26 protein-coding genes are annotated in these 26,204 nt (G+C 56.6%); 16 read left to right on the top strand and 10 right to left on the bottom strand.

Annotated elements, in window-relative coordinates; all coding sequences use genetic code 11:
• Positions 1-82 precede the first annotated feature (82 nt).
• Positions 83-2,626: a replication restart helicase PriA gene (gene priA, locus J0X19_RS12360; protein ID WP_206984680.1), complete on the top strand. Its 2,544-nt coding sequence runs from the start codon at positions 83-85 to the stop codon at positions 2,624-2,626.
• A gap of 13 nt (positions 2,627-2,639) precedes the next feature.
• On the opposite strand, the gene J0X19_RS12355 is transcribed toward priA, so the two are convergent.
• Both J0X19_RS12355 and J0X19_RS12350 read right to left on the bottom strand, forming a co-directional pair.
• Positions 2,640-3,245, bottom strand: a complete 606-nt coding sequence (locus J0X19_RS12355; protein WP_206984679.1) for a hypothetical protein — start codon at positions 3,243-3,245, stop codon at positions 2,640-2,642.
• A gap of 154 nt (positions 3,246-3,399) precedes the next feature.
• Positions 3,400-4,080, bottom strand: a complete 681-nt coding sequence (locus tag J0X19_RS12350) for a hypothetical protein (RefSeq protein WP_206984678.1) — start codon at positions 4,078-4,080, stop codon at positions 3,400-3,402.
• Between the two features lie 187 nt (positions 4,081-4,267).
• On the opposite strand from J0X19_RS12350, the gene J0X19_RS12345 reads away from it, so the two are divergent.
• The 3 genes from J0X19_RS12345 (at position 4,268) to J0X19_RS12335 (ending at position 6,777) form a co-directional block, all read left to right on the top strand.
• Positions 4,268-4,981, top strand: a complete 714-nt coding sequence (locus tag J0X19_RS12345) for a class I SAM-dependent methyltransferase (protein WP_206984677.1) — start codon at positions 4,268-4,270, stop codon at positions 4,979-4,981.
• A gap of 124 nt (positions 4,982-5,105) precedes the next feature.
• Positions 5,106-6,341, top strand: a complete 1,236-nt coding sequence (locus J0X19_RS12340) for an S-adenosylmethionine:tRNA ribosyltransferase-isomerase (protein ID WP_206984676.1) — start codon at positions 5,106-5,108, stop codon at positions 6,339-6,341.
• Positions 6,342-6,459: 118 nt separating this feature from the next.
• Complete coding sequence (locus tag J0X19_RS12335) at positions 6,460-6,777, top strand: hypothetical protein (protein ID WP_206984675.1); 318 nt, start codon at positions 6,460-6,462, stop codon at positions 6,775-6,777.
• A 164-nt stretch (positions 6,778-6,941) separates the two neighbouring features.
• Here the strand turns inward: J0X19_RS12335 and J0X19_RS12330 are convergent, their stop codons facing one another.
• Entirely contained in the window at positions 6,942-9,548 is a 2,607-nt protein-coding gene (locus J0X19_RS12330; protein WP_206984674.1) for a M14 family metallopeptidase, read from the bottom strand.
• A gap of 114 nt (positions 9,549-9,662) precedes the next feature.
• Positions 9,663-9,929, bottom strand: coding sequence for a hypothetical protein (locus tag J0X19_RS12325; protein ID WP_206984673.1), 267 nt, complete (start codon positions 9,927-9,929; stop codon positions 9,663-9,665).
• A gap of 222 nt (positions 9,930-10,151) precedes the next feature.
• Between J0X19_RS12325 and J0X19_RS12320 the strand changes: the two genes are divergently transcribed.
• Together J0X19_RS12320 and J0X19_RS12315 are read left to right on the top strand one after the other, a co-directional pair.
• Complete coding sequence (locus J0X19_RS12320) at positions 10,152-10,622, top strand: hypothetical protein (protein WP_206984672.1); 471 nt, start codon at positions 10,152-10,154, stop codon at positions 10,620-10,622.
• 163 nt (positions 10,623-10,785) lie between these two features.
• Positions 10,786-11,958 (top strand): ribonuclease D, encoded by a 1,173-nt coding sequence (locus tag J0X19_RS12315; protein ID WP_206984671.1) that lies wholly within the window; start codon positions 10,786-10,788, stop codon positions 11,956-11,958.
• An 85-nt stretch (positions 11,959-12,043) separates the two neighbouring features.
• On the opposite strand, the gene J0X19_RS12310 is transcribed toward J0X19_RS12315, so the two are convergent.
• A complete protein-coding gene (locus J0X19_RS12310; protein WP_206984670.1) occupies positions 12,044-12,355 on the bottom strand; it encodes a hypothetical protein in 312 nt (103 codons plus the stop codon).
• Between the two features lie 479 nt (positions 12,356-12,834).
• On the opposite strand from J0X19_RS12310, the gene J0X19_RS12305 reads away from it, so the two are divergent.
• Both J0X19_RS12305 and mltG read left to right on the top strand, forming a co-directional pair.
• On the top strand, positions 12,835-14,325 hold the full coding sequence (locus J0X19_RS12305; protein ID WP_206984669.1) for a helix-turn-helix domain-containing protein: 1,491 nt from the start codon (positions 12,835-12,837) through the stop codon (positions 14,323-14,325).
• A gap of 201 nt (positions 14,326-14,526) precedes the next feature.
• Complete coding sequence (gene mltG, locus J0X19_RS12300; protein WP_206984668.1) at positions 14,527-15,588, top strand: endolytic transglycosylase MltG; 1,062 nt, start codon at positions 14,527-14,529, stop codon at positions 15,586-15,588.
• Positions 15,589-15,670: 82 nt separating this feature from the next.
• Here the strand turns inward: mltG and J0X19_RS12295 are convergent, their stop codons facing one another.
• A complete protein-coding gene (locus J0X19_RS12295; RefSeq protein ID WP_206984667.1) occupies positions 15,671-17,209 on the bottom strand; it encodes a hypothetical protein in 1,539 nt (512 codons plus the stop codon).
• Between the two features lie 137 nt (positions 17,210-17,346).
• Here J0X19_RS12295 and dtd point away from each other — a divergent pair, with 137 nt between their 5' ends.
• Positions 17,347-17,793: a D-aminoacyl-tRNA deacylase gene (gene dtd / locus J0X19_RS12290; RefSeq protein WP_206984666.1), complete on the top strand. Its 447-nt coding sequence runs from the start codon at positions 17,347-17,349 to the stop codon at positions 17,791-17,793.
• 100 nt (positions 17,794-17,893) lie between these two features.
• On the top strand, positions 17,894-18,220 hold the full coding sequence (locus J0X19_RS12285) for a nucleotide pyrophosphohydrolase (protein WP_206984665.1): 327 nt from the start codon (positions 17,894-17,896) through the stop codon (positions 18,218-18,220).
• A gap of 20 nt (positions 18,221-18,240) precedes the next feature.
• On the opposite strand, the gene J0X19_RS12280 is transcribed toward J0X19_RS12285, so the two are convergent.
• The gene (locus J0X19_RS12280) at positions 18,241-18,951 is read right to left on the bottom strand and encodes a 2-phosphosulfolactate phosphatase (protein WP_206984664.1); all 711 of its coding nucleotides are present in this window, start codon (positions 18,949-18,951) and stop codon (positions 18,241-18,243) included.
• Positions 18,952-19,087: 136 nt separating this feature from the next.
• Complete coding sequence (gene gcvT / locus J0X19_RS12275) at positions 19,088-20,188, bottom strand: glycine cleavage system aminomethyltransferase GcvT (RefSeq protein ID WP_206984663.1); 1,101 nt, start codon at positions 20,186-20,188, stop codon at positions 19,088-19,090.
• Positions 20,189-20,400: 212 nt separating this feature from the next.
• Here gcvT and J0X19_RS12270 point away from each other — a divergent pair, with 212 nt between their 5' ends.
• Genes J0X19_RS12270 through J0X19_RS12260 form a run of 3 tightly spaced genes read left to right on the top strand, consistent with a single transcriptional unit; the run spans position 20,401 to position 22,845 of the window.
• Positions 20,401-20,766, top strand: a complete 366-nt coding sequence (locus J0X19_RS12270; protein ID WP_206984662.1) for a CZB domain-containing protein — start codon at positions 20,401-20,403, stop codon at positions 20,764-20,766.
• A gap of 48 nt (positions 20,767-20,814) precedes the next feature.
• On the top strand, positions 20,815-22,365 hold the full coding sequence (locus tag J0X19_RS12265) for a sensor histidine kinase (protein ID WP_242582527.1): 1,551 nt from the start codon (positions 20,815-20,817) through the stop codon (positions 22,363-22,365).
• 54 nt (positions 22,366-22,419) lie between these two features.
• Positions 22,420-22,845, top strand: a complete 426-nt coding sequence (locus tag J0X19_RS12260) for a response regulator (protein ID WP_206984661.1) — start codon at positions 22,420-22,422, stop codon at positions 22,843-22,845.
• Between the two features lie 92 nt (positions 22,846-22,937).
• On the opposite strand, the gene J0X19_RS12255 is transcribed toward J0X19_RS12260, so the two are convergent.
• Complete coding sequence (locus J0X19_RS12255; protein WP_206984660.1) at positions 22,938-23,513, bottom strand: ribonuclease HII; 576 nt, start codon at positions 23,511-23,513, stop codon at positions 22,938-22,940.
• Between the two features lie 108 nt (positions 23,514-23,621).
• Positions 23,622-23,864 carry a hypothetical protein gene (locus J0X19_RS12250; RefSeq protein WP_206984659.1) on the bottom strand — a complete coding sequence of 81 codons (243 nt, stop codon included), beginning with the start codon at positions 23,862-23,864 and terminating at the stop codon, positions 23,622-23,624.
• 486 nt (positions 23,865-24,350) lie between these two features.
• Between J0X19_RS12250 and J0X19_RS12245 the strand changes: the two genes are divergently transcribed.
• The 3 genes from J0X19_RS12245 to gatC all read left to right on the top strand — a co-directional run bounded on the left by J0X19_RS12245 (position 24,351) and on the right by gatC (position 26,201).
• Positions 24,351-24,929: an NUDIX domain-containing protein gene (locus J0X19_RS12245; RefSeq protein ID WP_206984658.1), complete on the top strand. Its 579-nt coding sequence runs from the start codon at positions 24,351-24,353 to the stop codon at positions 24,927-24,929.
• 93 nt (positions 24,930-25,022) lie between these two features.
• Positions 25,023-25,886: a lysophospholipid acyltransferase family protein gene (locus J0X19_RS12240; RefSeq protein WP_206984657.1), complete on the top strand. Its 864-nt coding sequence runs from the start codon at positions 25,023-25,025 to the stop codon at positions 25,884-25,886.
• Positions 25,887-25,913: 27 nt separating this feature from the next.
• Positions 25,914-26,201, top strand: coding sequence for an Asp-tRNA(Asn)/Glu-tRNA(Gln) amidotransferase subunit GatC (gene gatC, locus J0X19_RS12235; protein WP_206984656.1), 288 nt, complete (start codon positions 25,914-25,916; stop codon positions 26,199-26,201).
• Positions 26,202-26,204 lie beyond the last annotated feature (3 nt).

Here is a 26,204-nt window from a genome sequence, read left to right as displayed (position 1 = left end):
AACCCATGATTTTATTGCAGCAGGCACCCGGCTCGGGTAGCACCTTGTTATCTTTACCTTTCGCTTTCAGATTGCTTTTCCTTTGAGTCTTACGTTCGACTTTGTTCAGCCGCAGCCAGAACCAGCTGCCGACCGTGTCACGCTATTCGCCGACGTGATTCTGCCGCTGCCGCTGCCCAAGCTCTATACTTACCGCGTCCCGTACGAGCTAAATGACCAAGTGGTGATTGGGGGGCGCGTGATTGTGCAGTTTGGGGCCAAACGGACGCTAAGCTGCATTGTGGCCGCCGTACACGAAACCCCGCCTAAGGAGTATCAGGCCAAATACATTCTGGAGTTTATCGACGACGCACCCGTTGTCACGCAGCCTCAGCTCCAACTATTCCGTTGGATTGCCGACTACTATATGTGCACCCTGGGTGAGGTGATAAACGCCGCCCTGCCAGCGGCCCTCAAGCTCAGCTCCGAATCAAGGGTGCAGCTGCATCCTTCCTTTGTGCGAGACTCAGCTCCGTACCCACTCAGTGAGCAGGAAGAGAAGATTGTAGAAACCCTGAGCACCGGCGAGGACGGCAAATCGTTGACGTTCACTGAGGTTGGCGACCTGCTGGGCGTGGCATCATTCCACAAGGTGATTAAAAGCCTGATGCAGAAAGACGTGGTTTTTCTGTTCGAGCACTTGTCGGATAAGTACGCGCCGAAAGTGGTGAAGAAGGTGCGGCTAGCGCATCATTTTGTGGCCGAAGCCGCGCTGGAAAGCCTGTTTGCTCAGCTGGCCCCCCGCCCCAAGCAGCTTGATGTGCTGATGCGCTACCTGCAAAAGGTACCGGTGTATCAAAACGAATTCACCAACCAGAATGGCATCGAGAAGGCCTACCTCACTTCGGCACCACACCTCTCCCCTTCTGCGGTAAACACGCTGATAAAAAACGGGGTGCTAGAGCAGTTCGACGTAATTGTGTCGCGCTTTCCGCTTGATGATGCCACGCAGGCCAATATGCATTTCACGCTGAGCGAAGCCCAAACCCAGGCCCGCGACGAAGTGATGCGCTTGTTTAGTACCAAAGACATTGTGCTGCTACACGGCGTGACGGGCGCGGGTAAAACAGAAATTTACATCGACCTGATTCGTGATGCGCTGGATGGCGGCGGTCAGGTGCTTTATCTGCTGCCGGAAATTGCCCTCACCGCCCAGATTGTAACGCGCCTGATGCGCGTGTTTGGCTCCCGGCTGGGTGTGTACCACTCCAAATTCTCTGACAACGAGCGGGTAGAAGTGTGGAACGGTGTGCTGTCGGGACGGTTTCAGGTGGTGATTGGGGTGCGCTCGGCCGTGTTTCTACCATTCGACAACCTGGCCTTGGTTATTGTGGATGAGGAACACGAATCGAGCTACAAGCAGTACGACCCCGCCCCGCGCTATAATGCCCGTGAAGTAGCCCTGATGATGGCTAATTTCCAGGGGGCCAAAACCTTGCTTGGCTCCGCAACGCCCGCCGTGGAAACGTTCTACCAGACCCGTACTGGCCGCTACGGCCTCGTGACGCTTAGCAAGCGGTTTGGCGAAGCAGGCTTACCGGAAATAGAGTTGGTAGATACGCGCAAGAGCCGCGAAGCCAAGAAAATGCTCAACCACTTCACGCCTGAGCTATTATCGGCTATGGAATCTAAGCTGAGCCTCAAGGAGCAGGTGATTCTGTTTCAGAACCGGCGTGGCTACTCCCCGTTCATCAACTGCGTGGATTGCGGCTGGATTCCGAAGTGCATGAACTGCGCCGTAAGCCTAAGCTACCACAAGCACGCCCACGAGTTACGCTGCCACTACTGCGGCTACCACGACCGGATGCCGGTGGAGTGTCCGGCCTGCGGTTCGCGCAACCTCAAGAGCGTAGGCTTCGGCACCGAGAAGATAGAAGACGACCTGAAGGTGATGCTGCCCGCGGCCAATGTGCAGCGCATGGACCTGGATACTACGCGCGCCAAAAACTCCTACCAGCAAATCATCGGCGACTTCGAGCAGCAGAAAACCAATATTCTGGTAGGTACTCAGATGGTAACGAAGGGGCTGGATTTTGCCAACGTGAGCTTAGTGGGCATCATCAACGCCGACAGCATTATTCACTACCCCGATTTCCGGGCGCACGAACGCGCGTTCCAGATGTTTGTGCAGGTTAGTGGCCGAGCAGGCCGTAAAGGCAAAAAAGGCAAAGTCATCATCCAGACAGCCGACCCGTTGCAGGTCATCTTCGACAAGGTGATTCGCAACGACTATCTGGAGTTTTACGACTACGAAATCACGCAACGGCGTGAGCATGGCTACCCGCCCTTTATGCGCGTCATTCGGCTGGTGGTGAAGCACATGGACCAGCTGTTGTGTGAGCGGGCCGCTATTTTGCTTACCGGTGAGCTAGTGGCTCGGCTGGGCCGGGAGGCGGTATTGGGTCCGGAAGCACCGTATATCTTCCGCATCCGCAACTTCTACTTGCAGGAAATCACCATCAAGCTTAGCCGGGAGCACACGGTACTCAAAGCTGCTAAAGCGGATATTCTGGCGGCCATCAACGTGGTAAAAGACCAAAAAGACTACAAGCAAGCCCGTTTTGTGGCCGATGTAGACCCTATGTAATGGCAGGCAGTTATTAGCGGCCTTTGCTGGCTCTACGGGCCGCACGTGCCTCTTGTCGCCTTACATAGCTAGTGCTCTTTCTGCTTTTGAATAGTAGAAACGGTAGAGCAAAACATACAAAGAGTATACCATAAAAGAAAGCAGTCAATGCTCCCCAACCAGTTGCACCTAGAGAAGCAATGATGAGCACAGCGGCTGTAATTAGGAGAATAACACCAACGACGTGGATAACGGTATTCAGTATGTCGCCATCACGCATTTGGCTTGGAGTAGGGCGTGTGCTTCGCTGACTGCTAATTGTATCAGGTGGAGTTGCCTGTCGTAATGGCTCACTAAATACCTCGGCGATAGGCAAGTGACGCGGGCGGTTTATTACAGGAGTTTCTGCTGATGCCTGTTCTACTGGTAAGGCCGCTGTTAGAACCGGCGGTTCTTGTGGTACTCTCGCGGTTAAAATATTGCCTTGAGCAACAGAATCACTGGAAGGCAATGCTGTAACTGGCGAGGCATGATAAGTGGCAACTGGTGGAAACCACCCAGGCAAGCGGCTGCTCTGGCAACCACTCAAACCAGCTATTAGCAAAGCCCATAACGCACCAAACCGAATATTTGACTTCATAATAAATTATTCTAATTGGATAAATACCACCCAAGTATAGGTAACTTCTTATTCTGTTTAACTTTTATCACATAGTGGTCGATAATAATTCTGAAAATAAAAAAGCCCCGACCATAGCGTATGGTCGGGGCTTTTCATGCCGTCCAGTATGGTCTTACACTTCGTCGAGTAAGCCCAAAATGAGCAATATCAAACCTAGGACTACAAAAACGAGGCCTATCACGCCAATTATACCTCCGAATATACCTAAGAGTATGCCTATTAGTAGCAAAACAATACCCAGCTTAATATTACGGCTCAATGCGTTGGCTTCTTCGTGTGAAGCCGCTTCTTTGCGACTCATCGTCTGAGTCTTGCTCACCAATTTGTCTACTTTCTTGTTCACTTTAGCTAGTAATGCGCGCTGTGGTACGCTCATCTTGCTAGGCGTGGTGGTGGCAGGAGTAGCGGTGCGTGCTACACGGGCCGTAGTTCGGGTTGCTGGGCTAGCAACAGCAGGTGAGGCAGTAGTGGGCGCTGCAGTAGCGGGCACTTCAGCTGCTACTTCTTCCACCTGGGGCGTGCTAGGTGCCGTTGCAACTGCTGTTTCCTCGGTGGCCGTAGCGGGTGCTGGTTTCACTACGCTACCATAAGTGGCATGGTATGGCGTAGTTTTGGGCAACATGGCGTATTCGGCACGGTTGCAGCTACTGATACTCAGGCCTACAGCCGCAACGGCTGCTAGCTTCGACAGGGTGTTGAAAAGGTGCTTCATAAGAGAGAAAGGTTTGTTTGAAGGTTCTGGAACGTGGTTTGTACGCTTCAAGTTGGGGAACAGACGAAAAAATAACATCATCAATGTCCCTGACGGCTGATCTGAGCAGGTAGCTCAACTGTTTTGAAAGCCCGTCGAACGCTTCCGATAGTTAGGATGTTTACTTAAACACGACTTATTTGCACTCGTGCCTATGTTTTTCCCCTCTTTGCTTCGGACTACCTCCCTGTCCTTATTGTTGCTTCCTGCGGCTTGCACCCAAACTCCTATGGAGAGTTCTTCGGCTATGGCAGCCGAGGAGCGCATTGCAGCCGGTATATCTTCCGACGCGGCAGCCGATACCAGTGGCTACCGGCTGGGACCTTCGCAAGACCCCAACGGCATTGGCAAATACTACCAAGGCCGCCAGATTGCGCACGTTATGGGCCACGAGGGTGCCGAATGGCTGGAGCGCGGCGACCGGCAGGAGGAAGAAGGCACCGACGTTTTGTTGCGCGAGCTAAAACTGAAACCGACCGATGTAGTAGCAGACATTGGTGCGGGCACGGGCTATTTCTCGTTCCGCATCAGCCCGCTGGTACCGCAAGGCAAGGTGCTAGCCGTGGATATTCAACCCGAAATGATTGAATACCTGCGCGACCATAAAGCCTCCAACAACGCCCTGAACGTAGAGCCGATTTTAGGCACGGTGCAAAACCCCAACCTACCCAAGGCAGGCGTTGATGTGGTGCTTATCGTGGATGCGTACCACGAATTCGACCACCCACGGGAGATGATGCGCTCCATCCGCAACTCGTTGCGCCCTACCGGCCGGGTAGCTTTGGTGGAATACCGCGCCGAGGACCCCAACGTACCGATCAAGCGTATTCACAAAATGACCGAAGCCCAGGTGCGCAAAGAAATGGAAGCCTTGGGGCTGGTGTTCGTAGAAAATATAAAGGCCTTGCCTCAGCAACACCTGCTGATTTTCCGCCGCCAATAGCACTGCGTAAACCTTGTACCGCTCCTGACTGCATCAATTGTTAGGAGCGGTTTTTTGTGCCCATAGTTGTGGTGGTGAAGGACCGAATTTCTATACAATAGGGTCTGGGCTCTACCTTTGTGGTATGCCCGCATCTGCTCCCGACCCACGTTCCCTCTCCATCTTCGACTACACCTATGCGCTGCCGCCCGAGCGGATAGCACCCGCTCCCCTTCCCGACAGGGACCAGTCGAAGCTGTTGGTCTACCGGGCCGGCCAAATCACCGACCAGATTTTCCAGCATCTACCGCAAGAGTTACCCGCCAATACGCTGCTGGTTTTCAATGACACGAAAGTGGTACAGGCCCGGCTCTTCTGCCATAAGCCGACTGGTGGGCAGGTAGAGCTATTTTGCTTGGAGCCCGTAGCGCCGCACCGCGCCGTGGAACTAGCCATGCAACAAACCGGCGAGTGTACCTGGAAATGCCTGGTTGGCAATGGCAAGCGCTGGAAAAGCGGGCCGGTGCTGCTCGATTTCACGGCCCAAGGCCAGCCGGCTACTCTCACGGCAGAGCGCCTGGAAGCTACGGATGGTTATTCACTGATTCGCTTCAACTGGCAGCCAGCATCTTTGCCTTTCGCCGAAGTGCTGCGCGGAGCCGGCCATCTGCCCCTGCCCCCCTACCTCAACCGCGACGATACCGAAGCCGATGCAGTGCGCTACCAAACGGTGTACGCTGCGCACGAAGGCGCCGTAGCGGCCCCCACTGCTGGCCTCCATTTCTCCGATGCGGTGCTAGCCGACTTAGCGGAGCATGGGGTTGATACGGCCCACGTTACGCTGCATGTGGGCGCCGGTACGTTTCAGCCCGTAAAAGCCGACCGAATGGATGGCCACGCCATGCACGGTGAGCCGTTTGTGGTGGAGGCCCAGGTGTTGCGGCAGTTGCTTGCGCATGGCAGCCAGCCACTCATTGCGGTGGGCACCACCAGCCTTCGTACCCTAGAGAGCCTGTATTGGCTGGGCGTACAGGCTGATGCCGGCCTACTAACAACCGACGCATTACCGCACGTAGCACAGTGGCAGCCCTACGAGCCCGGCTCCGACCTGCCTACGGCCGACGCGTTGTATGCCCTGCTGAATTACCTGCATGAGCAGCAGCTAGAAGCTTTACACGCTACCACCCAGCTGCTCATTGCGCCGGGCTACCAATTCCGGATGATTAGGGGGCTGATTACCAACTTTCATCAACCCGAAAGCACCCTGCTGCTGCTAGTGGCTGCGTTGCTAGGCCCCGACTGGCGCCGGGTTTATGAGCATGCACTGGCTAACGACTATCGGTTTCTAAGCTACGGTGACAGCTCATTGCTCCTGCCTTAGTTGCCTTGGCAGTTACTACCGGGTTAGGTGCAGATTCAGAAAACTGAACCGTACGCAACCTATTTTGCTGCCCCCGTATAAGGACCGAGGTTCGATAAACAACCTCTTTCCTACAACCATGAAAAAGATCCTCATGCTGCTTGCTGCCGCAGCTTTCTCCACCGCAGCCTTCGCCCAGGGCGACAAAGTAGTAGTAAAGGACGAAGCCAGTGGTGCTAAAGCTACCACTACCGTCCGCGACAATGGTACCGTGAAAACGGAAACCCGCACGGGTCGTACCGAAGCTGGCCAGAAAGCCTACAACACGAAGGAAGACGTAAAACACGCCGGCAAAAAAACGGGTAGAGCCGTTGAGAAAGGTGCCAAGAAAACCGGCAAAGCCGTGAAGAAAGGCGCTAAAGCCGTAAAGAACAAAGCGGAAGACGTAGTAGACTAGCGCTTCAGAAAAGCTAGAATCACAGTGATTCACTTGCTTTGCTAACACAAAAAAGGCTTGCCACGTGGCAAGCCTTTTTTGTGTATCCTGGTGGCTGAAGATAGTGACGCAACTAGTTCAGGCAACCCATTGTACGCGTTGCAGGCCGTGCTACGCTGCATTATTTACTGGCCCACAAAGAATAGCGCATTCCCAAACAGCAGCTTGCCGCCTTGCCAGAAGCCCCGGAAAAGCGGGTTGTCGGCGAGGTACACAACTTGGCCGCGGCCCATTTCCTGCGCCCCGAGCACAAAGGTATCGGTGAGTTTGCGCTGGGCTTGGCGACCAGCAAACCCGGCTGCATAGCTGTTGCGCTTGAGCACCCCCACGTTCCAGCCACCTTCTCCCAAAAAACGGTAGTTAAGCGTATCGCGCACCAGCGCGTAGTAGGTAGGGCCGTAGCCGAAGGCCAGCGGATGGGTGTTGTCGAGTTGCACGCGGTAGACGCTGCCTTGCACCCGCTCGCCAATTTGCTCCCGCTCGGCGCTGGCGTATGGTTTTAGCAGGCGGTAAGGGCTACCCTTTTTGTTAGCTGTTGAATCCGTAGACTTAACCTTCAACAGAAAATCTTTTTTACCAGCCAGAAAGGCTGCGGCTCCTTCCAAGGCAATCAGCCGTCCACCGCCGCGCACCCAGGTTTTCAAAGCTTCTAAGCTGCGCTCCGAATACATTTCCGAGTAGTCGCCATCCGGCAGTATCAGCACATCAAACTTGCTGAGTGGCACGCTCCGCAGATAGTCGGAGCCGAGCACCGTAACGGGGTAGCCAATCTGCTGCTCGAAGAAGTGCCACACCTCCCCGAAAGCGGTAGGCGAAACGCCTTCCCCGCCTACCACGGCAATAGTTGGGCGCGCCACGTTGCGCACGTAGCCGGAACCCAAATCAGCCCCGGAAGTGGAAAAGCCTGATTTCACGGCCCGTACAATCACCCCCGCCGAGTCGGCTTGGGTGCGCACCAACTGGTCGAAGCGGCTTCCCAGGCTTTCGTTGCCAGTGCGGGTAATCACCAGCGTGCCGGGCTGATACTTTTGGCCTTCCGCCTCGAAAGCCCGGCCGGCTACGCGCACCTTTACGTGCTGCTGCAACAGCCGGCTCAGAAAACGTACATCCTGCAAGTTGTTCCAGCGTGCTACGTACGCGTAGGGCTTCTCAATTGCCAGTTGGGAGTTGCCAGCTGCCGGTTTGTTTTGCTGGCCCGACAACTGAGAACCAACAGTTGATACCTTATCCTTGAGGGCGTAGGCTTTCAGGCCAAACGAATACGGTAATGCCCAGGCGGTAATGTCATAAGTGAGCGAATCTTCGAGGGCCGGGCGCGGCTCAAATAGCACCTTTACCAGCGTCGATTTGGGCTGGTACATGCTTACCACCACATCCTGCGCCTCTATCTGCACGCTTTCCTCTTTCCCCAGGCTGTAGTCGAAGCCGCGGGTTTTGAGGCGGCGCGGCGCATACCCATACTGGATCTGCTGCCGCTCCAAATACTGCGTGAATGCCCGTAGCTGGCCAGGGTCACCGCTCCCCGCCACTACAAACGACTTGTAGGGCCCGTGGGGCTTGGTGCGGGCATCGGTGAAGTATTTCTGAAACTCGGCTATCAGCTCAGCGTGCCGCTCGGCCGTGGCCCGGATGGTAGCCAGGCTGGTAGCATGGTGGTGCGAAATACGTTGCGCCAGCGTCAGCGTATCGCCGTCGGATTTGGCGTAGCGGACGCCCGCCCGGCCCGAGCCGCCCTGCTCATACGTCATGCCGATGGCCCCATTAAACGACGGATACGTGTCGCCGTAGCTGGGGTAGAACAGGTCGTAGGTTTCACGGGTGAAGTACAGCCAGTTGTTTTGGTCGAACACTTGCCGGTTGTAGTCGCCGATGACGTTCTGGAACTTGCGCTGGAAGTCGGTAATGTCCTCGTGGTAGGGCTTGGCAGCCGGCGAAAAATAGTAGGGGTCGTCGGGGCCCATTTCGTGGAAATCGGCGTGTACCTGGGGTAGCCACTGGTTGTAGAGCGTGAGGCGCTGGCGGCTTTCCTGCTGCGTTTGCCAGGCCCAGTCGCGGTTCAGGTCGAAGTAGTAATGGTTGAAGCGGCCACCCGGCCAGGGCTCGTGGTGTTCCCAGGCGTAGGGCGATGCATTGGCCACCTGCGCCCGCACTCGGTTATACCACTGCACGTACCGCTCGTGCCCATCAGGATTCACGCAGGGGTCGAGCAGTACCACCGTGTTTTGCAGCCACGCCTGCGTTTGGGCGTTCTGCGGGTCCGCTAAGTCATACAGCACCTGCATTACCGCCTCCGACGATACCGCCTCGTTGCCGTGAATATTGTAGCTCAGCCACACAATAGCCGGTTGCTGGCGCTGCACGGCCCCGTTTTCCAAGCCAGCCAGGCGCAGGTTGTTGCGCCGGATGTCGTCGAGGCGGCTCAGGTTTTCGGGGGTAGCCACCTGCACCACTTCCAGCCGGCGGTTTTCGTAGGTTTGGCCGTAGTCCTGCCGTTTCATGCGGCCGGGCGCGTGCGCTACCACGTGGTCAACGTAGCGCAACAAGTCGGCGTGGGGCGTGAAGCGGCTGCCCAAGGGGTACCCCAGAAACTGGCTGGGCGTGAGTAGCAACCCGGCCTCGGGGGCAGTAGGAGCCGTTTGGGCAAACCCGGCCAGCAGCCCCAGCGGCATAATCAGCAATAAGAGTAGCACCCGACGGCAAGCCCAGGCGCTCAACTGGTACAGTTCAGACATCCGCGAAAAACAAGGTAAAAGAAATGAATAAGCAGCCGCCAGATAGTGTATAAAAAGCCCGCTGGCACTACACCAACGGGCTTTTTATACACTATCTGGCGGGTAGACCTGATGCTAGAAGCGGGGTACGTTGCTGTAGTCGAAGTCGTCTTCCTGCTCTTGCTCGTGCAGCTGATACAGCACACTCTCGGCCACGCCACGACCGAACAAGCTGATGCCCGCGTTGAACACGCACAGCGCTACGGTGCCCGCCACCACCCAATCGGTAGTTGGTTTGCCCCGCTCTTTCTTAGCGGCGGCCCACTGTACCAAGCACGAGCCCAACCCGATGACCATCAACCCACTAGGAGCAAACAACAACCATTTTTTCTTATGGGTCATGACACGAAGTAAATAGGAAACAAGTGGGAACAAACTGTGGAGCTGCCAGGCAGCCCAACTACCAAAGATAGCAAGGAATGGCCGCTACATGGCATCGGTACGCTCGTTTTCCCATCGTACCTTTGACCGTTAGAATAGCGGGGTGTTTCTTCGCCCAGGATTATTTGCCAATATAGGCCGACGACGGTTACCGTTGTTTGGTCGGCCTCTTTTTTCTCCTGCATGTCTGCTTACGAAGAACTGTTACGTGCCGCTTTTAGCCGCATTCCCGACCCCGGCCGCTACCTCACCTCCGCTACCTTAGCTGCTTACGATGAGTTTCGGCGCGCCAAAAATCCTGAGTTGTCGTTCCGCTTCGAGCGGGTGCGGCTGGGCGTAGCCATGAGTCTGCTGCAACTCCTAGCCGACCTCGGCGACCATGACGAGAGCCGACAAGTGCTGGCTGTGCTGCACCGCGCGCTAGGCGCGCGTTCCACCTCCGAAATCGACGCCATCATTCAGAAGGAAGTGAAGCACTTTGAGCGGCTTTACACCAACCTCTACGTCAATGAGGAAGGCGAGCAGCTGCTTCACCTTTTCGAGCGCACCCTCGATGCCGATTCGCAGCCATTAATGGAAGAAGTTATTCAGGAGGCCTTGGCGCTAACCCAGGAACTCGACTTCACACAGGATGAGGAGGACGACGAGGATTAGCCGGTTCCTCTCACTATTTCCACTCTTAAGTTAGTTGTGTTAGTATATTCCGGCTGATTGACGTTGGGTTTGCTTATTCGTCATGCCTACCTTTACCAGCATCAATACAGTCTATATCAAGCGGCGGTAGTGCCGTGCTCTGCTCTCTTGCTTTTTTCCCTGAATGTCTAATCCCATCCAGTACCTGACCACAGCGGCCGAGGTGCAACACGCCGCCGACATTCTGCGGACTGCCTCGCGCATTGCCATCGACCTGGAGTTTGATGATATGCGTCACCGGTACGGTCGTAATCTGGCCCTGATCCAGATTTTTGACGGTCAAACCCCCTACCTTATCGACCCACTGCCGCTGACCAACCCGGCGCACGAACTGGAGCCACTCTGGCTGATTCTGCGTGACCCGGCCGTTGTCAAGGTGTTTCACAGCTGCAAGTCGGATATTCTACTGCTCGACGAGCTATACGGGGTGCATGTTCGCAATATTGTGGATACCAGCGTGCAGTACACGCTGCTAGCCGAAGCCGACAACAACATCTCCCTGGGCCGCCTGATTCAGGCCGAGCTAGGGATTGAAGTGGACAAGGGCGAGCAGAAATCCAACTGGCTGAAGCGCCCCCTTACCGAAGCTCAGATGCAGTACGCCGCCAACGACGTGCTGTATTTGTTTGAGCTGACCGACCGGCTGCGCGACAAGCTGGCCGCGCTGGGCCGCACGCATTGGGCCGAAGAAGAAAACGCCGCGCTGGAAGACGTACGCTATTCCCGCGACGAGCGGCCATACCTGCGCATGGCCGGCAAATACCGGATTCTGCCCCAGGAGTTGCCATTGTTTCGCGACTTGTACTTGCTCCGTGACCAAGTAGCCCGGCAGCTCGACCGGCCGCCATACATGGTATTTGCCAACGAGCGGCTGCCCGAGTTGGTGCGCGACCTACCCCGCAACCTCAATGCCTGGAAAGCGGCCCGTGGGTTGCACCCTGAGCTGAAGCGCACCCCTTATCTTGAGCAACTAGCAGCCCTTTCCGCCGAGGATTTCGTGCCAGCGCCAGAGCCTACCTTACCAGCCGAACAGCGGCGGTTCCCGTTCCGGCGGCGCCTTACCGGCGAAAAAGCCGCCCGCGCCGATGCCCGTGAGCAGCTGCTGACTCAGCTGAAAACCTATATCACCACTGATATTAATGGCTTTGTGGCCAACCTGGTGCTTTCCAACCGCTTGGTAGCCGACATCATTGAGCTGGGAGCCGAGCAGGTGTTGCGCCCCTGGCAGAAAACCATCCTGCGCGAAACGGCCGAGCGCCACAGCTTGGATTATACTTTGGTAGCGCAGCCTTTCTAGTTATTTCAGGCACTTTATATAACACCGAAAAGAGCCCGTCCAATGTATTGCACGGGCTCTTTTTCATTCAAGATACTACGCCGCTTCAGCTGGCAGTATCGGCAATAATCAGGGTATCCACTGTGCCGTGGTAACGGTCGTCAATGTTTCCTGATCCATCCCGGAGCAGAAGCTTTACATCGTAGGTTACCGCATTGCCGTTAATTCTGGGCTCTCCGATATCAACGATTTGCCTTAGGATATGATGGTCGCCGTCGGTGTACTGCACATCGAAGCCGTTCAGCGCAATTTGCGCCGTGCGAACAGTGCTCGGAAATGTAACCGTCCGCGGCTCGGTTTGCGTGATGCCTTTGGTAGGGTCGAATACAACCCGGTCCCGAATGAATCTGACTGCCATGTTGTAGATAGTTTGGTGAGTGAGTATCCGACTTTTGCCTACCCAGACAATCGAACATTCATTAATAAATATACATTTTTATATATTAACTTATTCTATTCTATCCCATACTTATTTCGTCTTATTCTGGCATCTGGCAGCCCGCTGTTCCACTCCTCCAATTCTACTCTCAGCTACCACGCCATGAGGCAGCGGCCGTACTTAATTTGGCGCGTAGCAAGTGGAATAGTTTGCATTACCACTGGCTGCTTCTTGCCTGTCGGGATGATAGCGCCGCGTAAACTGCACACTTATAGTTCGGGTTAGTTGGCTGATGCGGGCGGCGCGCTGACCGGGCCTTTTTAAATTTCATGGGCAGGAAAGAAACTCTCCGAATTTCTGTTCTTTGCAGATGGACGCTCTGCGGGTTGTGTGCCCAATGAGCTACCTTATGCTCCGCTTCTCTTTCTCCGCGAACCCACTTTCGCGTCCTATTGCCTATGTTAAGCCACGGCCAAGTTGTCCGGTTGATTTTCGGATTGAAATTGCGCGAGCTGCGCCAGGAACGCGGCTTCACCCCTGCCGAAATGGCGCGGGCCTGCGATGTATCAGTTTCCTACCTGAATGAGATTGAGAAAGGCAAAAAATACCCCAAGGCCGACAAAATCCTGAGTTTGAGCAAGGTGCTGGGCGTCAGCTACGACCAGCTGACTTCGCTTACGCTAAGCCGACGCCTGGAACCGATATCGGAGCTGTTGCAGTCGGATGTACTGAAGGAGTTTCCGCTGGAGATGTACGGGCTCGACCCCATCCGGATTGTGGAGTTGATTGCCGATGCGCCGGCCAAGATGAATGCCTTCATCAGCACGCTGTTCGAAATTGCCCGCAACTTTGAAATGCGCCAGGAAAATTTCTTTCTGGCGGCTTTGCGCTCCTATCAGGAGATGCACGACAACTACTTCGAAGATCTGGAGCAGGACGTGCGCACGTTTTGCGTGGAAGAGAACCTAACTACCACGGCTCCCTTCGATACCACCCAGCTGGAACGGGTATTGGTGGAAAAATACGGCTACACCCTCAACCGTACCAAGCTGGCCAACTATGAGTCGTTGGGGCGGCTGCGGTCGGTTTTCCAACCCAAAACGCGGTGCCTGTTGCTGCGGCCGGGCCTCTCGAAAGCGCAGGAAGCCTTTGTATTGGGCCGGGAGGTAGCATTCAACTACCTGGGGCTAAAAGAGCGGCCGTACGTGAATGCCACATTCCCGGTGCGCTCTTTTGATGAGGTGCTCAACAACTTCAAGGCCTCTTACTTTGCTGGCGCATTGCTGATGGAAGAGGAAAGCCTGGTGCGCGACTTGCAGCAATTTTTCAGCCTGCCAGGCTGGGTTCCGGCTGGGCTGGCGGCACTGCTTGCGCGCTACGACGTGTCGCCGGAGATGTTTATGCAGCGGCTCACCAATCTACTGCCGCGGCATTTTGGGCTACAAAGTTTGTTTTTTCTGCGCTTTGATCAGGCCCGCGACCGGGACGAAGGCTACAAGCTCAGCAAGGAGCTGCATCTGTCGCGCCTGCACAACCCGCACGGCAACGAGCTGCACGAACACTACTGCCGCCGCTGGGTATCAATTCGGATGGTGCAGGAAGCGCGCCGCCAAGCCACCACCGAAACCACGGCTTTTGTAATGGGCGCGCAACGCTCCCGCTACCCCAACAACGACGAATATCTGTGCCTGACTCTGGCGCGGGCAGCTGGTCCTACCGAGCCCGCCGTTAGCGTAACGGTGGGGCTGCTAGTGGATGATAATCTGCGCCAACGGATTCAGTTTTACGATGACGGGCTGATTCCGCAAAAAATAGTGAATGAAACCTGCGAACGGTGCCAGATTCCGAACTGCGAAGTACGGGCGTCTGAACCGGTGGAAATTGAGCGCCGGGCTCGGCAGCAGGAAACCGAGGCCGCTATTGCCGCCCTGGTCAACGCCGACATATAGATTTACTTATCAAGCACTTGCCTGGCCTTAACCCGATGCCTTGAGCAGCGGACCAGCCCTTGCTGTGTGCTGGTTAACGAAGGACGTATGCCCGCTTGTGAGTGCCTTGAACGGCAGTGTAGCTTCTTGTTTATGATTTCAATTGGAACTACACTGCTAGTTTAGGGGTGTAGCTGCTATCCATTATCAGACTTTCTGCTTTTGCCTGACCCGAAACCTGCTCCTGCTTCCCGCCGCTGGCTGTGGTATCTGCTGCTAACCGCCTTACTGCTTGTAAGTGCCGCCACGTACGGCACTTGGCGGATTCTGTGGCAGCCCAATGTAGCCGTGTCGCCGTACGGGGCAGCCTACTTGTACATCCGCACGGGTACAGGCTACGCGGCGGTCCTGGATTCTTTGCGGCGCCATGAGCTGCTGCGCGACATGCGCACGTTCGAGTGGCTGGCCGAACGGCGTGGCTACCCGCGGCTGGTGCACCCCGGCCGTTACCGCCTCAGCCCCACGTTGGGCAACCAGGACCTGCTGGATATGCTGCTGGCAGGCCGTCAGGATACGTTGGCTTTCACGCTCGACGCGTTTAAATACAAGCCCCAGCTCACGCGGCAAATCAGCCGGCAGTTAGAAGCTGATTCTGCGGAACTGCGCCGGCTACTCAACAACAACGCGTTTCTGACCCAGCGCTACCAGCTTGACACCACTACCGTACTGACGCTGTTTTTGCCGGGCCCCTATCGGTTGTTCTGGAACACCTCGGCGCGGCAGTTTCTGGATTCGGCTGCGGCTACGCACCGCCGGTTCTGGACCACCAAGCGCCAGCAGCGCGCCGACTCCTTGGGTCTTTCGCCCACGCAGGTACACGTGCTGGCCAGCATTGTGCAGCGCGAAACGGCCATGAAAGAAGACAAACCCATTATTGCGGGCGTGTACCTGAACCGGCTGCGGCGGGGCATGCGCCTGCAAGCCGACCCCACGCTGCTCTGGGCCATCGGCAATTTTGGGGTGAAGCGGGTGCTCAACAAAGACAAGCTGGTGGACTCGCCCTACAACACTTACAAGCACAAAGGCTTGCCGCCCGGCCCCATTACCTCGGCCAACCGCCAGAGCCTGGATGCTGTGCTCAAGCCCGCGGCGCACCAGTACGTATTCTTCTGCGCCCGCCCCGACGGCAGCGGCTACTCCGACTTCGCCGAAACCTACGCCGACCACAAACGCAACGCCAGCCGCTACCAGCAACGCCTCGACAGCCTGGGTATTAAGCGGTGAGGTGGTGAAGTGGTGAGTTTGTTCGGTTGGCGCCACTTGCGCGGATTGAACATGAAACTCACCAGTTCACCACCTCACTAGTTCACCTCAGTCGATAAAGACGCAATTGCAGAGAATCCCGACGGGCTGCCTGTTGCAGGATTAGCGTTTCCTGGTAGCCCAAGCCGGTATATTCGGAGTGCTCTAAGAACAGCAACGGCGAGGTAAGCAATGGTTCTGGCAGCGCCAGCAGTGGCTGCTGGCGCGCCAGCGAATCGAAGTACGGGGAGTTAACGACGCGCCAGCTGGCATCTAGCAGCACATAGTTGAACTGCTGGCGGCGCCATTGAGGCAACTGCGTTTCGGTTGTAATAACCGCCAGGGTATCGGTTTCAGTTAGAAACGGGCGCAGCCCCAGGCTCATGGTGCTGGCTATGCCAATGGGCTGACCGGGAGCAAGGCGCCGGAGCTGCTGCGCCAACTGGCCGTAGCGGGTGGGGGCATAAGCGTAAATCTCGCGCTGGATTCGGTGCAGGTTGAAGGCCGTGGCTGCCAGAAACCCCACCGTTATTCCGGCGGCAGCCACCACCGGGCCAGTGTTGCGTAGCAGCCGCCGCACCACCAAAAACGCCAAAACATAGAACAGCGGATACACTAGCAACAGGCCCCGCGGCGCTTTCAGCAGCAACGACATCCCCAGCAGAAAGCAGCCGGCCCACACACTCAAATACGCCGCTAGTCCCGGTTGCCGCCTTTCCTGCTTCAGCCGAGGCCAGCCACCCCATAAAGCCAGCAACAACCCGCCCAGCAACCCCGGCAGCAAAAGTGGCGACTCAAAATCCCAGAGGTAGCGCAGATAGTAAAGCCCATCGAAGCGGAAGTGGCCGGCACGACCAGCGGCGTTGCTGGCACCCGGAAAAACCAGGTTGTAGTACACGGCCGGCCAGCGGTACCACGGCAGCTCGCCCAACATTCCTAACAGCCCAAACACCACGTAGGGCCCAGCCAACACCAATAGTACCCGCCCGAACGTAGCGGGGCGCCACAGCAGCCCCCTACCCCACAGCAGCTCCAGCACCAGCAAAACAGGCACAGTCAGCAGGAACTTGTAGTTGACACTCAGCCCCAAGGCCAGCCACGCCGCCACCCGCAGCAGAGCCCACTCACTGGGCCGGCGTAGCCGCTGGTAATGCGCCCGTATCAGCCCTACAAACACCCACAAGCTCATTGAGCCCATAGTGAAGTCGCGGCCCGAGAAAGTGAGAAACACTGATGTACCTGCAAACAGCAGCAGCAATGCCTTTTCGAGGGGAGTTAGGCGTAGGGTCTGGCCAATAAACTGCACCAGCCAGGCCAGCGCCACCACCGCCAGCAGCGCGTTCAGGTGCTGATAAACGCGGTAATCGGTGGTGAGCCAGGCCACCGGCGCATACACAACCGAGAAAGCCGGGCTGCCGTGGTGAAACAGGTTGCGTAGGTTGCCGTGGGCTACCTCCTGCACTATCTGCCAGTTGCGCACCGAATCGTAGTCGGGTAGTGCTGCTTCCGCCAGGCCGTGCAAGCGCACCGCCACCACGGCCAGTAGCGCCAGAGCAGTCAGCAGAAAATCAGGCAGCTTCACGCAGAGGAAAGTAAAACGCAAATCAGGCAGCGGCAATTAGAGTTGCAAGATGCTAGTTTTGCCGGGTAAGTGCCCTCGAAGCCCTTGGCAGTAGCCGTGCTCCGCGCAAGCTTCTACCCACACTTCTTTACTCAGTTACTCAGCTCCTCACTTACTCTATGCGTACCGTCATCCAGCGTGTTCAACATGCCAGCGTCACTGTAGAAGGCCGCATTACCGGGCAGATTGGGCCGGGGCTGCTGGTGCTGGCCGGTTTTGCCCCCGATGATACACCTGCCACTCTCGACTGGATGGCGCGCAAACTGGTGCAACTGCGCATCTTTTCCGACGACGAAGGCAAAATGAACCGCTCGGTGCAGGATGTCAGCGGGCAGATGCTGGTGGTTAGCCAGTTTACGCTGCTAGCCGATGCCCGCAAAGGCAACCGCCCCAGCTACATTGGTGCGGCGCCCCCTCCTGTTGCCATTCCGCTTTACGAGCAGTTTGTGCAGCGCCTGGAGCAACTGCTCGGCTACCCAGTACCAACCGGCGAGTTTGGGGCCGATATGCAGGTTTCACTCCTCAACGACGGCCCCGTTACCATCGTGCTGGACTCTAAGGAGTAACTGAGCAACTGAGTAAATGAGTAATTATGTTCAATAATAACGACTACTCCGCTGCTCAGTTACTCTTCACTCAGCTACTCCGTTACTCACTTACTTTCCCATGACCATCGACGAAGCACAGCAAACGGTAGACACCTGGATTCAAACCACTGGCATTCGGTATTTCAATGAGCTAACCAATATGGCCATGCTCACCGAAGAAGTAGGTGAAGTGGCCCGCATCATTGCCCGGCAGTACGGCGAGCAGTCGTTCAAGGAGTCCGACAAAGACAAGGTGCTAGCCGACGAGCTGGCCGATGTGCTGTTTGTGGTTATCTGCCTGGCCAATCAAACCGGCGTGAACCTCACCGATGCCCTTCGGCGCAACCTGGAAAAGAAAACCCTGCGCGACACCGACCGGCACCGCAACAACGAGAAGCTCAGGTAGCACCAAGCCTTGGGCGGGCGCTACAGCGTAATCTGGCCGCCTTGGTACAACGGCACCACGTCGTACTCGTTCTGGCGCACGCAAAACTCCATATCCTTGTGCGACTCCAAGCTGTTGAGCCGCCGCACGTGCGACGATTTCAGCAAGTAGCCGGCTACGTCGGGCGCGGCGGCTTGCCACAGGTCTAGCGCCGCCAGCGTAGCATCGGAGTCAGTGGTGTTGAAGTCGGCGGCCAGTTGCTGCGCCAGAGCCCCACCAAACAGGGTGTCTTCCAGGCAGAAATTTCCTTTCCAACCGGCGCACACCACTACCACGTCTTTCTGCTGCTCCCGCAGGAAATTGGCTACGGCGCCCAGGTTCAGAAACGCGCCTACTACCACGGCATCAGCCGCTTGCGAGAGGTGCAAAGCGCGGGTACCGTTGGTGGTGGTAATGGCCACCGACCGGCCACGCACGGCCACGACGCCATCCAAATACCCGAAAGGCGAGTTGCCTAAGTCCACACCTTCCAGTTGACGGCCGTCCCGCTCGGCGGCGGTGAGGTAGCCCTGTAAGGCCAGCGCCTGGCAGTCGGCCACCTCACTCACGGGAACCAGGTGCGTGACGCCCTGCGCCAGCGCCGTTACAATGGACGAGGTGGCCCGCAGAATATCAACCACTACCGCCACCCGCCCGCGCAGGTTGTAGAGCGGCAGCAATTCCGGAGAAAAGCAAATATCGAAGGAAGGCATCGAGTTGTCAGTTGCGAGTTATGAGTTGCCCGTTACGAGTTGTGAGTTGCTGGTCATTATTCGCCGCTTACCAGGATTCAGATAAACCAACGACCAATAACCGGCAACTCACAACTCGTAACGGGCAACTGAGATACTATTCCGTGCCCGATACGAACGGCAGCTTTACCACGGTAGCGGGAAGGTTTTTGCCGCGCACCTGCACGAAAATCTTGCTGCCGGGCGTACTTAAATCGGTTTGCACGTATCCCAACCCGATGCCTTTGCTAAGCGAAGGCGACTGAGTGCCGCTGGTAACGTCGCCAATCTTCTCGCCGGCCTCATTCACCAGCTCGTAGTGCCCGCGTGGGATGCCGGGGCCATCCATCAGAAAGCCCACCAACTTGCGCTCCACGCCGGTTTCCTTCTGCTTTTTCAGATTGTCGGCGTTGGTGAAGTCCTTGGTGAATTTGGTAATCCAGCCCAGGCCGGCTTCCAAGGGTGAGGTTTCGTCGTTGATGTCGTTGCCGTAGAGGCAGTAGCCCATTTCCAGGCGCAGCGTGTCGCGGGCCCCCAGGCCGATGGGCTTCAGGCCGTACGGCTGGCCGGCTTCCATCACTTTGTCCCACACCTGCCGAGCGTGCTCGTTGGGCACGTACAGCTCGAAACCACCGGCCCCGGTGTAGCCCGTAGCCGAAATAATGACGTTGGGCGCCCCCGCAAACGTGCCCTGCACAAACGAGTAGTACGGAATGGCACTCAGGTCAACGCCGGTCAGGGACTGTAGCGTGGTTACGGCTTTGGGGCCCTGCACCGCAAACAGGCTGATGTCGTCGGACACGTTTTCCATGTCGGCGCCGGCCGTGTTGTGCTGCTGAATCCAGTTCCAGTCTTTATCGATGTTGGAGGCGTTTACGACCAGCAGATAATCTTCATCGGCCAGTTTGTACACCAGCAAATCGTCTACGATGCCGCCTTCTTGATTGGGCAAACACGAATACTGCGCTTTGCCATTGGTGAGCTTGCTGGCGTCGTTGCTGGTTACGCGCTGAATCAGGTCGAGGGCCTGCGGGCCGCGTACCCGGAACTCGCCCATGTGCGACACGTCGAAGATGCCCACGGCCCGGCGGACGGTGTGGTGCTCGTCGAGGTCGGAAGAGTAGCGCACGGGCATGTTGTAGCCGGCAAACGGCACCATCTTGGCGCCTAGCTGCTGGTGTACATCGTTCAGGACAACGGTTTTGAGGTCTTCAGCCATTACTTCGGGTTGTGGGGTGAGGCAGTTATACAGCTTAGGTGGGGCCGTTAGGCAGCCCATTGGGTAAGCCACGGCGAAATTAGCTAATTCCGTGGGGCGGGCTACTACAGCCGCAACCGCCGTAGTATCTTTGAGTTCTGGTTGAGGTACTTTTCCTTCTCACGCCATCTATTCTACTTTTATTGCCGGCCCGTGGTGGCCGCTATCCTCCCATGAACGACGAGCTTAAGCAAGATTTTGAATCGGCTGTAGTGAAGCACCTGCTGTTCAAATCGAAGTTGCGCTCCTACCTCTACGGGAGTGGTACCAGCCAGGGCCCCATCCGCGACCCAGCCCAGTGCAACTTCGGCCGCTGGATTCAGGCCCGGGCTTTAGGTCCCTATGCTCACCTGCCCGAGTCGCGCGAGCTGGACCGCCTGCACGTCCGGATTCACCAGGAAGCCAACCGCCTGATGGACATGCACGCGCGCGGCCAAGTAGAGCCAGCCCTAGCTGGTTTGCCTGCCGTAGAGCAACTTGCCGACCAGATAACCGCTCTTATGCGAACTATGGAGCAAAAGCTGCGTAGGGCCCTGTAAGCAGTCAACCTCTGCCCGGCGCATTTCCACCCTTGCCCTGTAGCCCGCATGAAGCTGAAGATTTCCACCAAACTCTTTGCCGGCTTTCTGGTCATTTCATTGCTGTTTGTGGGGGTGGTGGTAATTAATTACCAGCTCTCCCGCAAGGTGTTGCGCAATGCCCGGCAGGTGCAGGCCTCACAGCGCATTTTCACCGATGCCTCCACCCTGCTCCGCAACATCGTGGACATGGAAACCGGGTTTCGAGGCTACATGCTGGTGGGCAAAGAAGAAGTGCTGGAACCCTACCACCAGGGCGAGCGGTACTTGCTTGATAATTTCAGCGTTCTGCTTTCCGAGCTGCCGCCTAAAAGCGCCCAGTTTGCGCGCATTGTGCGGGCCCGGCAGATGTTCCGCGACTGGCTGAATTACTCTCATCTGCTTATCAGCGAGAAGCGGGAAGCACAGCGCCGCAACCCAACCCAGCAGGGTTTGCAGGGCATCCCGCACCGGAGCTTGGCCGAAAACCTCCAGGGCAAGTACATGATGGACCAGATTCGGGTGCTGTTTGCTGGCTTCGACCGGGAAGAACAAAAGCAGCGCGTGAAGCAAAGCACCCGCCTGCAAGACAGCATTTCGGAAACCCGGCTGATTTCGGTGGGCATCACGCTGCTAGCCATTCTGCTGGGGCTGCTGTGGGCCACGTATATCATCCGGCTGATTGGCCGGCGCATTCAAACCATGGTTACGCTTTCGTCGCGCATTGCGGCGGGCCAATACCAAACCTCTATTAAGGACACCGACGGCGACGAGCTGAGTGAATTGGCCGCTTCGCTCAACCAGATGGCTACCACCATCGACAGCAACATCACGCAGCTAGAGCGCCGCAACCAGGAACTCGACCAGTTTGCCTACGTGGTGTCGCACGACTTAAAAGCGCCGTTGCGTGGTATTGAAAGTGCTTCGCGCTGGATTGAGGAAGATATGGGCCAAGACACCCCCGCTCATATCAAGGAGTTCCTGCTGCTGATGCGGGTGCGCGTAAAGCGGATGGAGCAACTCGTTACTGGTATTCTGGATCTGGCCCGGGTAGGCCGCACACCCCAAGCCGACGAACCCGTATTCGTTCGGCAACTGCTGCGCGAAATCATCGATTCTCTGGACCTGCCAGAAGGCTTTGAGGTGGAACTACCCTTCTACTTGCCCACGCTGGTTACCAACCGGGTGCAGCTCCAGCAGGTGTTCACCAACCTCATCAGCAATGCCGCCAAGTACCACAACCATCCCGAAACGGGCACGGTGCAGATTGCCTGCGTTGAAGATGCCCGGTTCTACACCTTCTCGGTAACGGATAACGGCCCCGGTATTGCCGCCGAATACCATGAGCGAATTTTTGTCATTTTCCAGACGCTTACGGAGCGCGACACACTGGAAAGTACGGGGGTGGGGCTGGCTATAGTTAAGAAAATAGTGGAAGGACAAGGCGGTACTATCCGCGTTGAATCGAAGGAAGGCGAAGGAGCCACCTTCCGCTTTACGTGGCCTCGCCAGAGCCGAGCGGGCGCCAAGCCGCAGGCCGCCGCTACGATTTCAACACCAAATCCGGCCCCAGCCGTATAGGCGGTAGCCTGCGGGCTATTTTTCCGCTTCCTTCCTTTCCAACCAACACCTGTTATGGCTAGTATACTTTTGGTCGAAGACGACCAGATGGACATCATGAACGTGCAGCGCGAATTGCGCAAAAACAACATCGACGTACCACTTACCATTGCCCGCAATGGCCGCGACGCCCTCAACATGCTGCGCGGGGAAGGCGGCCAAGAAAAGATAGAACTGCCCAACGTGGTGATGCTCGACATCAACATGCCACGCATGAATGGCCTAGAGTTGCTAGAGCAGCTCCGCTCCGACCCCGAGTTTGTAGGTCTCAACGTGTTCATCATGACCACCTCCGACCTCGACACCGACCGGTTTAAAGCGCAGAACCTAGCCGTCAGCGGCTACATCATCAAACCCCTGAACTTCGACAGTTTCGGCGAAGGGGGCTCCACGGTGGACGGCTTCAGCCTATTCCTGGACCTGCTGAAGATGAAAGGCTAAGGAGTAAGACGATGAACGGGGGAGGTTGATGTTCGGGCTGCGCTGTTTGCGTAATCTACAACGTCAACCTCCCCCGTTCACTGCCCCACTGTTTACAGGAGCCGGAAACCCATGCGGTGGTGTTCGGTGGGGCCGTGGGCACGGATGGCGGCGCGGTGGCTCAGGGTAGGGTAGCCCGCGTTTTGTTCCCAGCCGTAGCCAGGGTAGAGTTCGGCTAGCTCCATCATCCGCTCGTCCCGAAAGGTTTTAGCCAGGATGGAAGCTGCCGCAATGTGCCGGTAATGTGCGTCGCCTTTAATGAGGCAAGTGTGGTCTATGCCTGCATACGGCCGAAACCGGTTGCCATCGACTGCCAAATGTGTGGGTGCAACTGCAAGAGCCGCTACAGCCCGGTGCATTGCTAAATAGCTGGCTTGCGCAATATTGAGCGTTGCAATTTCAACTGGCGACGCCTCTGCAACCGCCCAGGCTACTGCCTCTTGGCAGATAATGGGCCGCAACACGGCTCGGCGCTTGGCGCTTAGCTGCTTGGAGTCGTTGAGGTACTGCGGGTTGAAATCGGCGGGCAGAATAACGGCAGCGGCGAATACGGGTCCGGCCAAGCAGCCCCGGCCGGCTTCATCGAGGCCAGCTTCGAGCGGATGGCCAGTATGGGAGGCTAGCAACATGCCGCAAAGGTACAGCAAGCCCAGTAGCCTGCATTGAAAAAGGCACCTCCGAAAAGAGGTGCCTTCTTCTTACTTTATATGTAAATGCGCCTTACGGCCTAAGAGGTTCTATTTGTGGCTGCCGGCGGTGGAGCCATCAGCGGGTGAGTTCTCGCCGCGCCGCAGCCCTTGCTTGTCACGAGGACCTTCGTCTAGCTCGTCTTCTTCGTCGGTACTGATGTATTCGTTGCTGATGGGGCCGAGGCCGCCGGTAGTGGCACTAAGTTCAGATTCGGCTTGGGCGTGTTTCAGGTTGAATAGTGGGTCGCCGGGTTGTGCTTGATTTTCCTGGTTTTTCAGCTTATTGGCCATGTATAACAGGTGTCGGCCGGAATGTGAACAGCCGACTTTAGCTTGGTACGGCAGCGCAGCCCAAGAGGTTGAGACAGAATAATGAGCTTAGAGCTGCGCTTCGGCGGCGGCAAGGGGCCTTTCAGTGCAATGGCAGCAACTTATTGCGGCATCACGCCATAACTCAACCAACGGAAAATAAAAAGGGGCTGCCGCCTTCCAACGCAACAGCCCCTTTAGTATAATTTGCGCCGGGTGGTCATAAAAATCATCCACCCTACTCCTAGGACCAATCCGACGCGGCGCGAGCGAAGCCTTCCTTTCCACAAAATACTCACCCGCGCTATAATTGAGTATAACAAAACTACTTGCTATCAATTGGTTATCTAAAAAAATTTGGTCAATCAACTGATTTACCCGGCCAACTGCCTATTCTACCCGATGGACACTACAAACGAAGTAGGCCCTTACCTTTAAGGCAATTTCCAGTTTCTGTCTTCCTAGCGCATGCACACTTCCCGACCTTCCATCGACGAAAACCACAACCCCTGGCAGGTGCTCAGCACTGAGGTCAAATATCATAATCCCTGGATTAGCGTCCGTGAAGACCAAGTGGTAAACCCTGGCGGCGGGCGGGGTATTTATGGCGTTGTGACCATGAAAAACCGCGCTTTAGGTATAGTACCGCTCGATGCCGACGGCAACACCTGGCTGGTAGGCCAATACCGGTATCCACTCAACGAGTACAGCTGGGAAATACCAATGGGTGGCGGCCCCGTAGAACTTGACACGCTGGAATCGGCTATGCGGGAGCTACGGGAGGAAACCGGCCTGCTGGCTCACCGCTGGACCAATATTGCCCGGTTGCACACATCCAACTCAGTAACGGATGAAGAAGGCTTTGTTTTTCTGGCCGAAGACCTGGAGCAAGGCGAAGTGGAGCCCGAAGAAACCGAGGACCTGCGCCTCTGGAAACTACCTTTTGTTGAAGCCGTGCAGATGGTTATGAACAACCAGATAACGGATGCCGTGAGCGTAGCGGGGTTGCTAAAAGCTGAAAAGGTGTTGGCTGGCCGCGGCCAGTAAGCTGAGCCGTAGTGCGCGGCGCGTGCCAGCCCTTGCCTCATTGGGCCCGGCCGCAAGCTTACACTTCACAAATTCACCGTTTACCTTTGCGCTATGCGGCACCTTCTGCGCTATATCGGTCATCGACTTTACACCACCTGGGCTACGTTCTGGTTTGTGGCTCCGTTCGTGGCGACGTATCCTGTGCAGCTGGCGTTGAGCAAGCGCCCGCAGTGGCACCGGCACCTGCACAGCCTCAACCGCAACTGGAGCCGGCTGTTCATCAGGATGTGGGGTATGCCCGTGGAGGTAGAGAAGCACAACCCTTTGCCAGCCGGGCAGCCCTGCGTGTACGTTGCCAACCACAGTTCCTACATTGATATTCCGCTGCTGTTCAAAGCCATTCCGGGCTGGCTGAACATCATGGGCAAAATCTCGCTCACCAAAGTACCGGTCTGGGGTCCCATATTCGAGCGGGTATACATTTCTGTTGACCGGGACAGCCCCATGAGCCGGGGCCGCGCGATGGTGCAGGCCCGCCGCTCCTTGGAAGCCGGACGGCCCGTAGTGATTTTTCCGGAAGGCTCAATTGCCAAAAACCCAGGTGCGCAGCTAGAGGAGTTCAAGGATGGCGCCTTTCAGCTAGCTATTACGGCTGGGGTGCCCGTGGTGCCTATTACCATGACGATGAACCACCGCTTCATGCCCGATGTTGGCGGTTTACGCATCCGCTATACTCCGCTGCACATCGTATTGCACGAGCCTATTCCTACTACTGGCCTGACCGTGGCTGATGCGCCTGCCCTCAAGCAGCGCGTTGAAACCATCATAGCCAGTGCTTTCCGGCCTGAGGCTACTGGCCTACCGGCACCAAGCTCTTGGCGGCGCCCTGTGCCCGTTGTACCTACGCCGGCGCAGAAGCCCAGTGCGGGTAAGCCCACCCAGGACTCTTCTGAGCTTGCGCTACCCAATTCTTAATTTTCAATTCTTAATTTTCACTTCCCCTTGAGCACTGACCTCGCCACCCTCCGCCAGCTTGCCCACCTTTCCCGCTTGGAACTCAACGAGTCCAAGGAGCAGGAAATGCTGGGCGCCCTCAACGAAATTCTGGACTGGGTGGACCAGCTGCGCCAGCTTGACACCAGCAACGTAGAGCCACTGGTGCACCTGTCGCACGAAATCAACGTGCTGCGCCCGGATGAGGCGCAGAACACGGTCAGCCACCAAGATGGCCTGCGCAATGCGCCCCGCAAAGATTCCGACTATTTCCGCGTGCCTAAAGTACTGGAGTAACCA

Source organism: Hymenobacter telluris (genome assembly GCF_017313265.1).
GTDB lineage: Bacteria > Bacteroidota > Bacteroidia > Cytophagales > Hymenobacteraceae > Hymenobacter > Hymenobacter telluris.
This window is presented reverse-complemented; position numbering and strand designations above follow the sequence as displayed.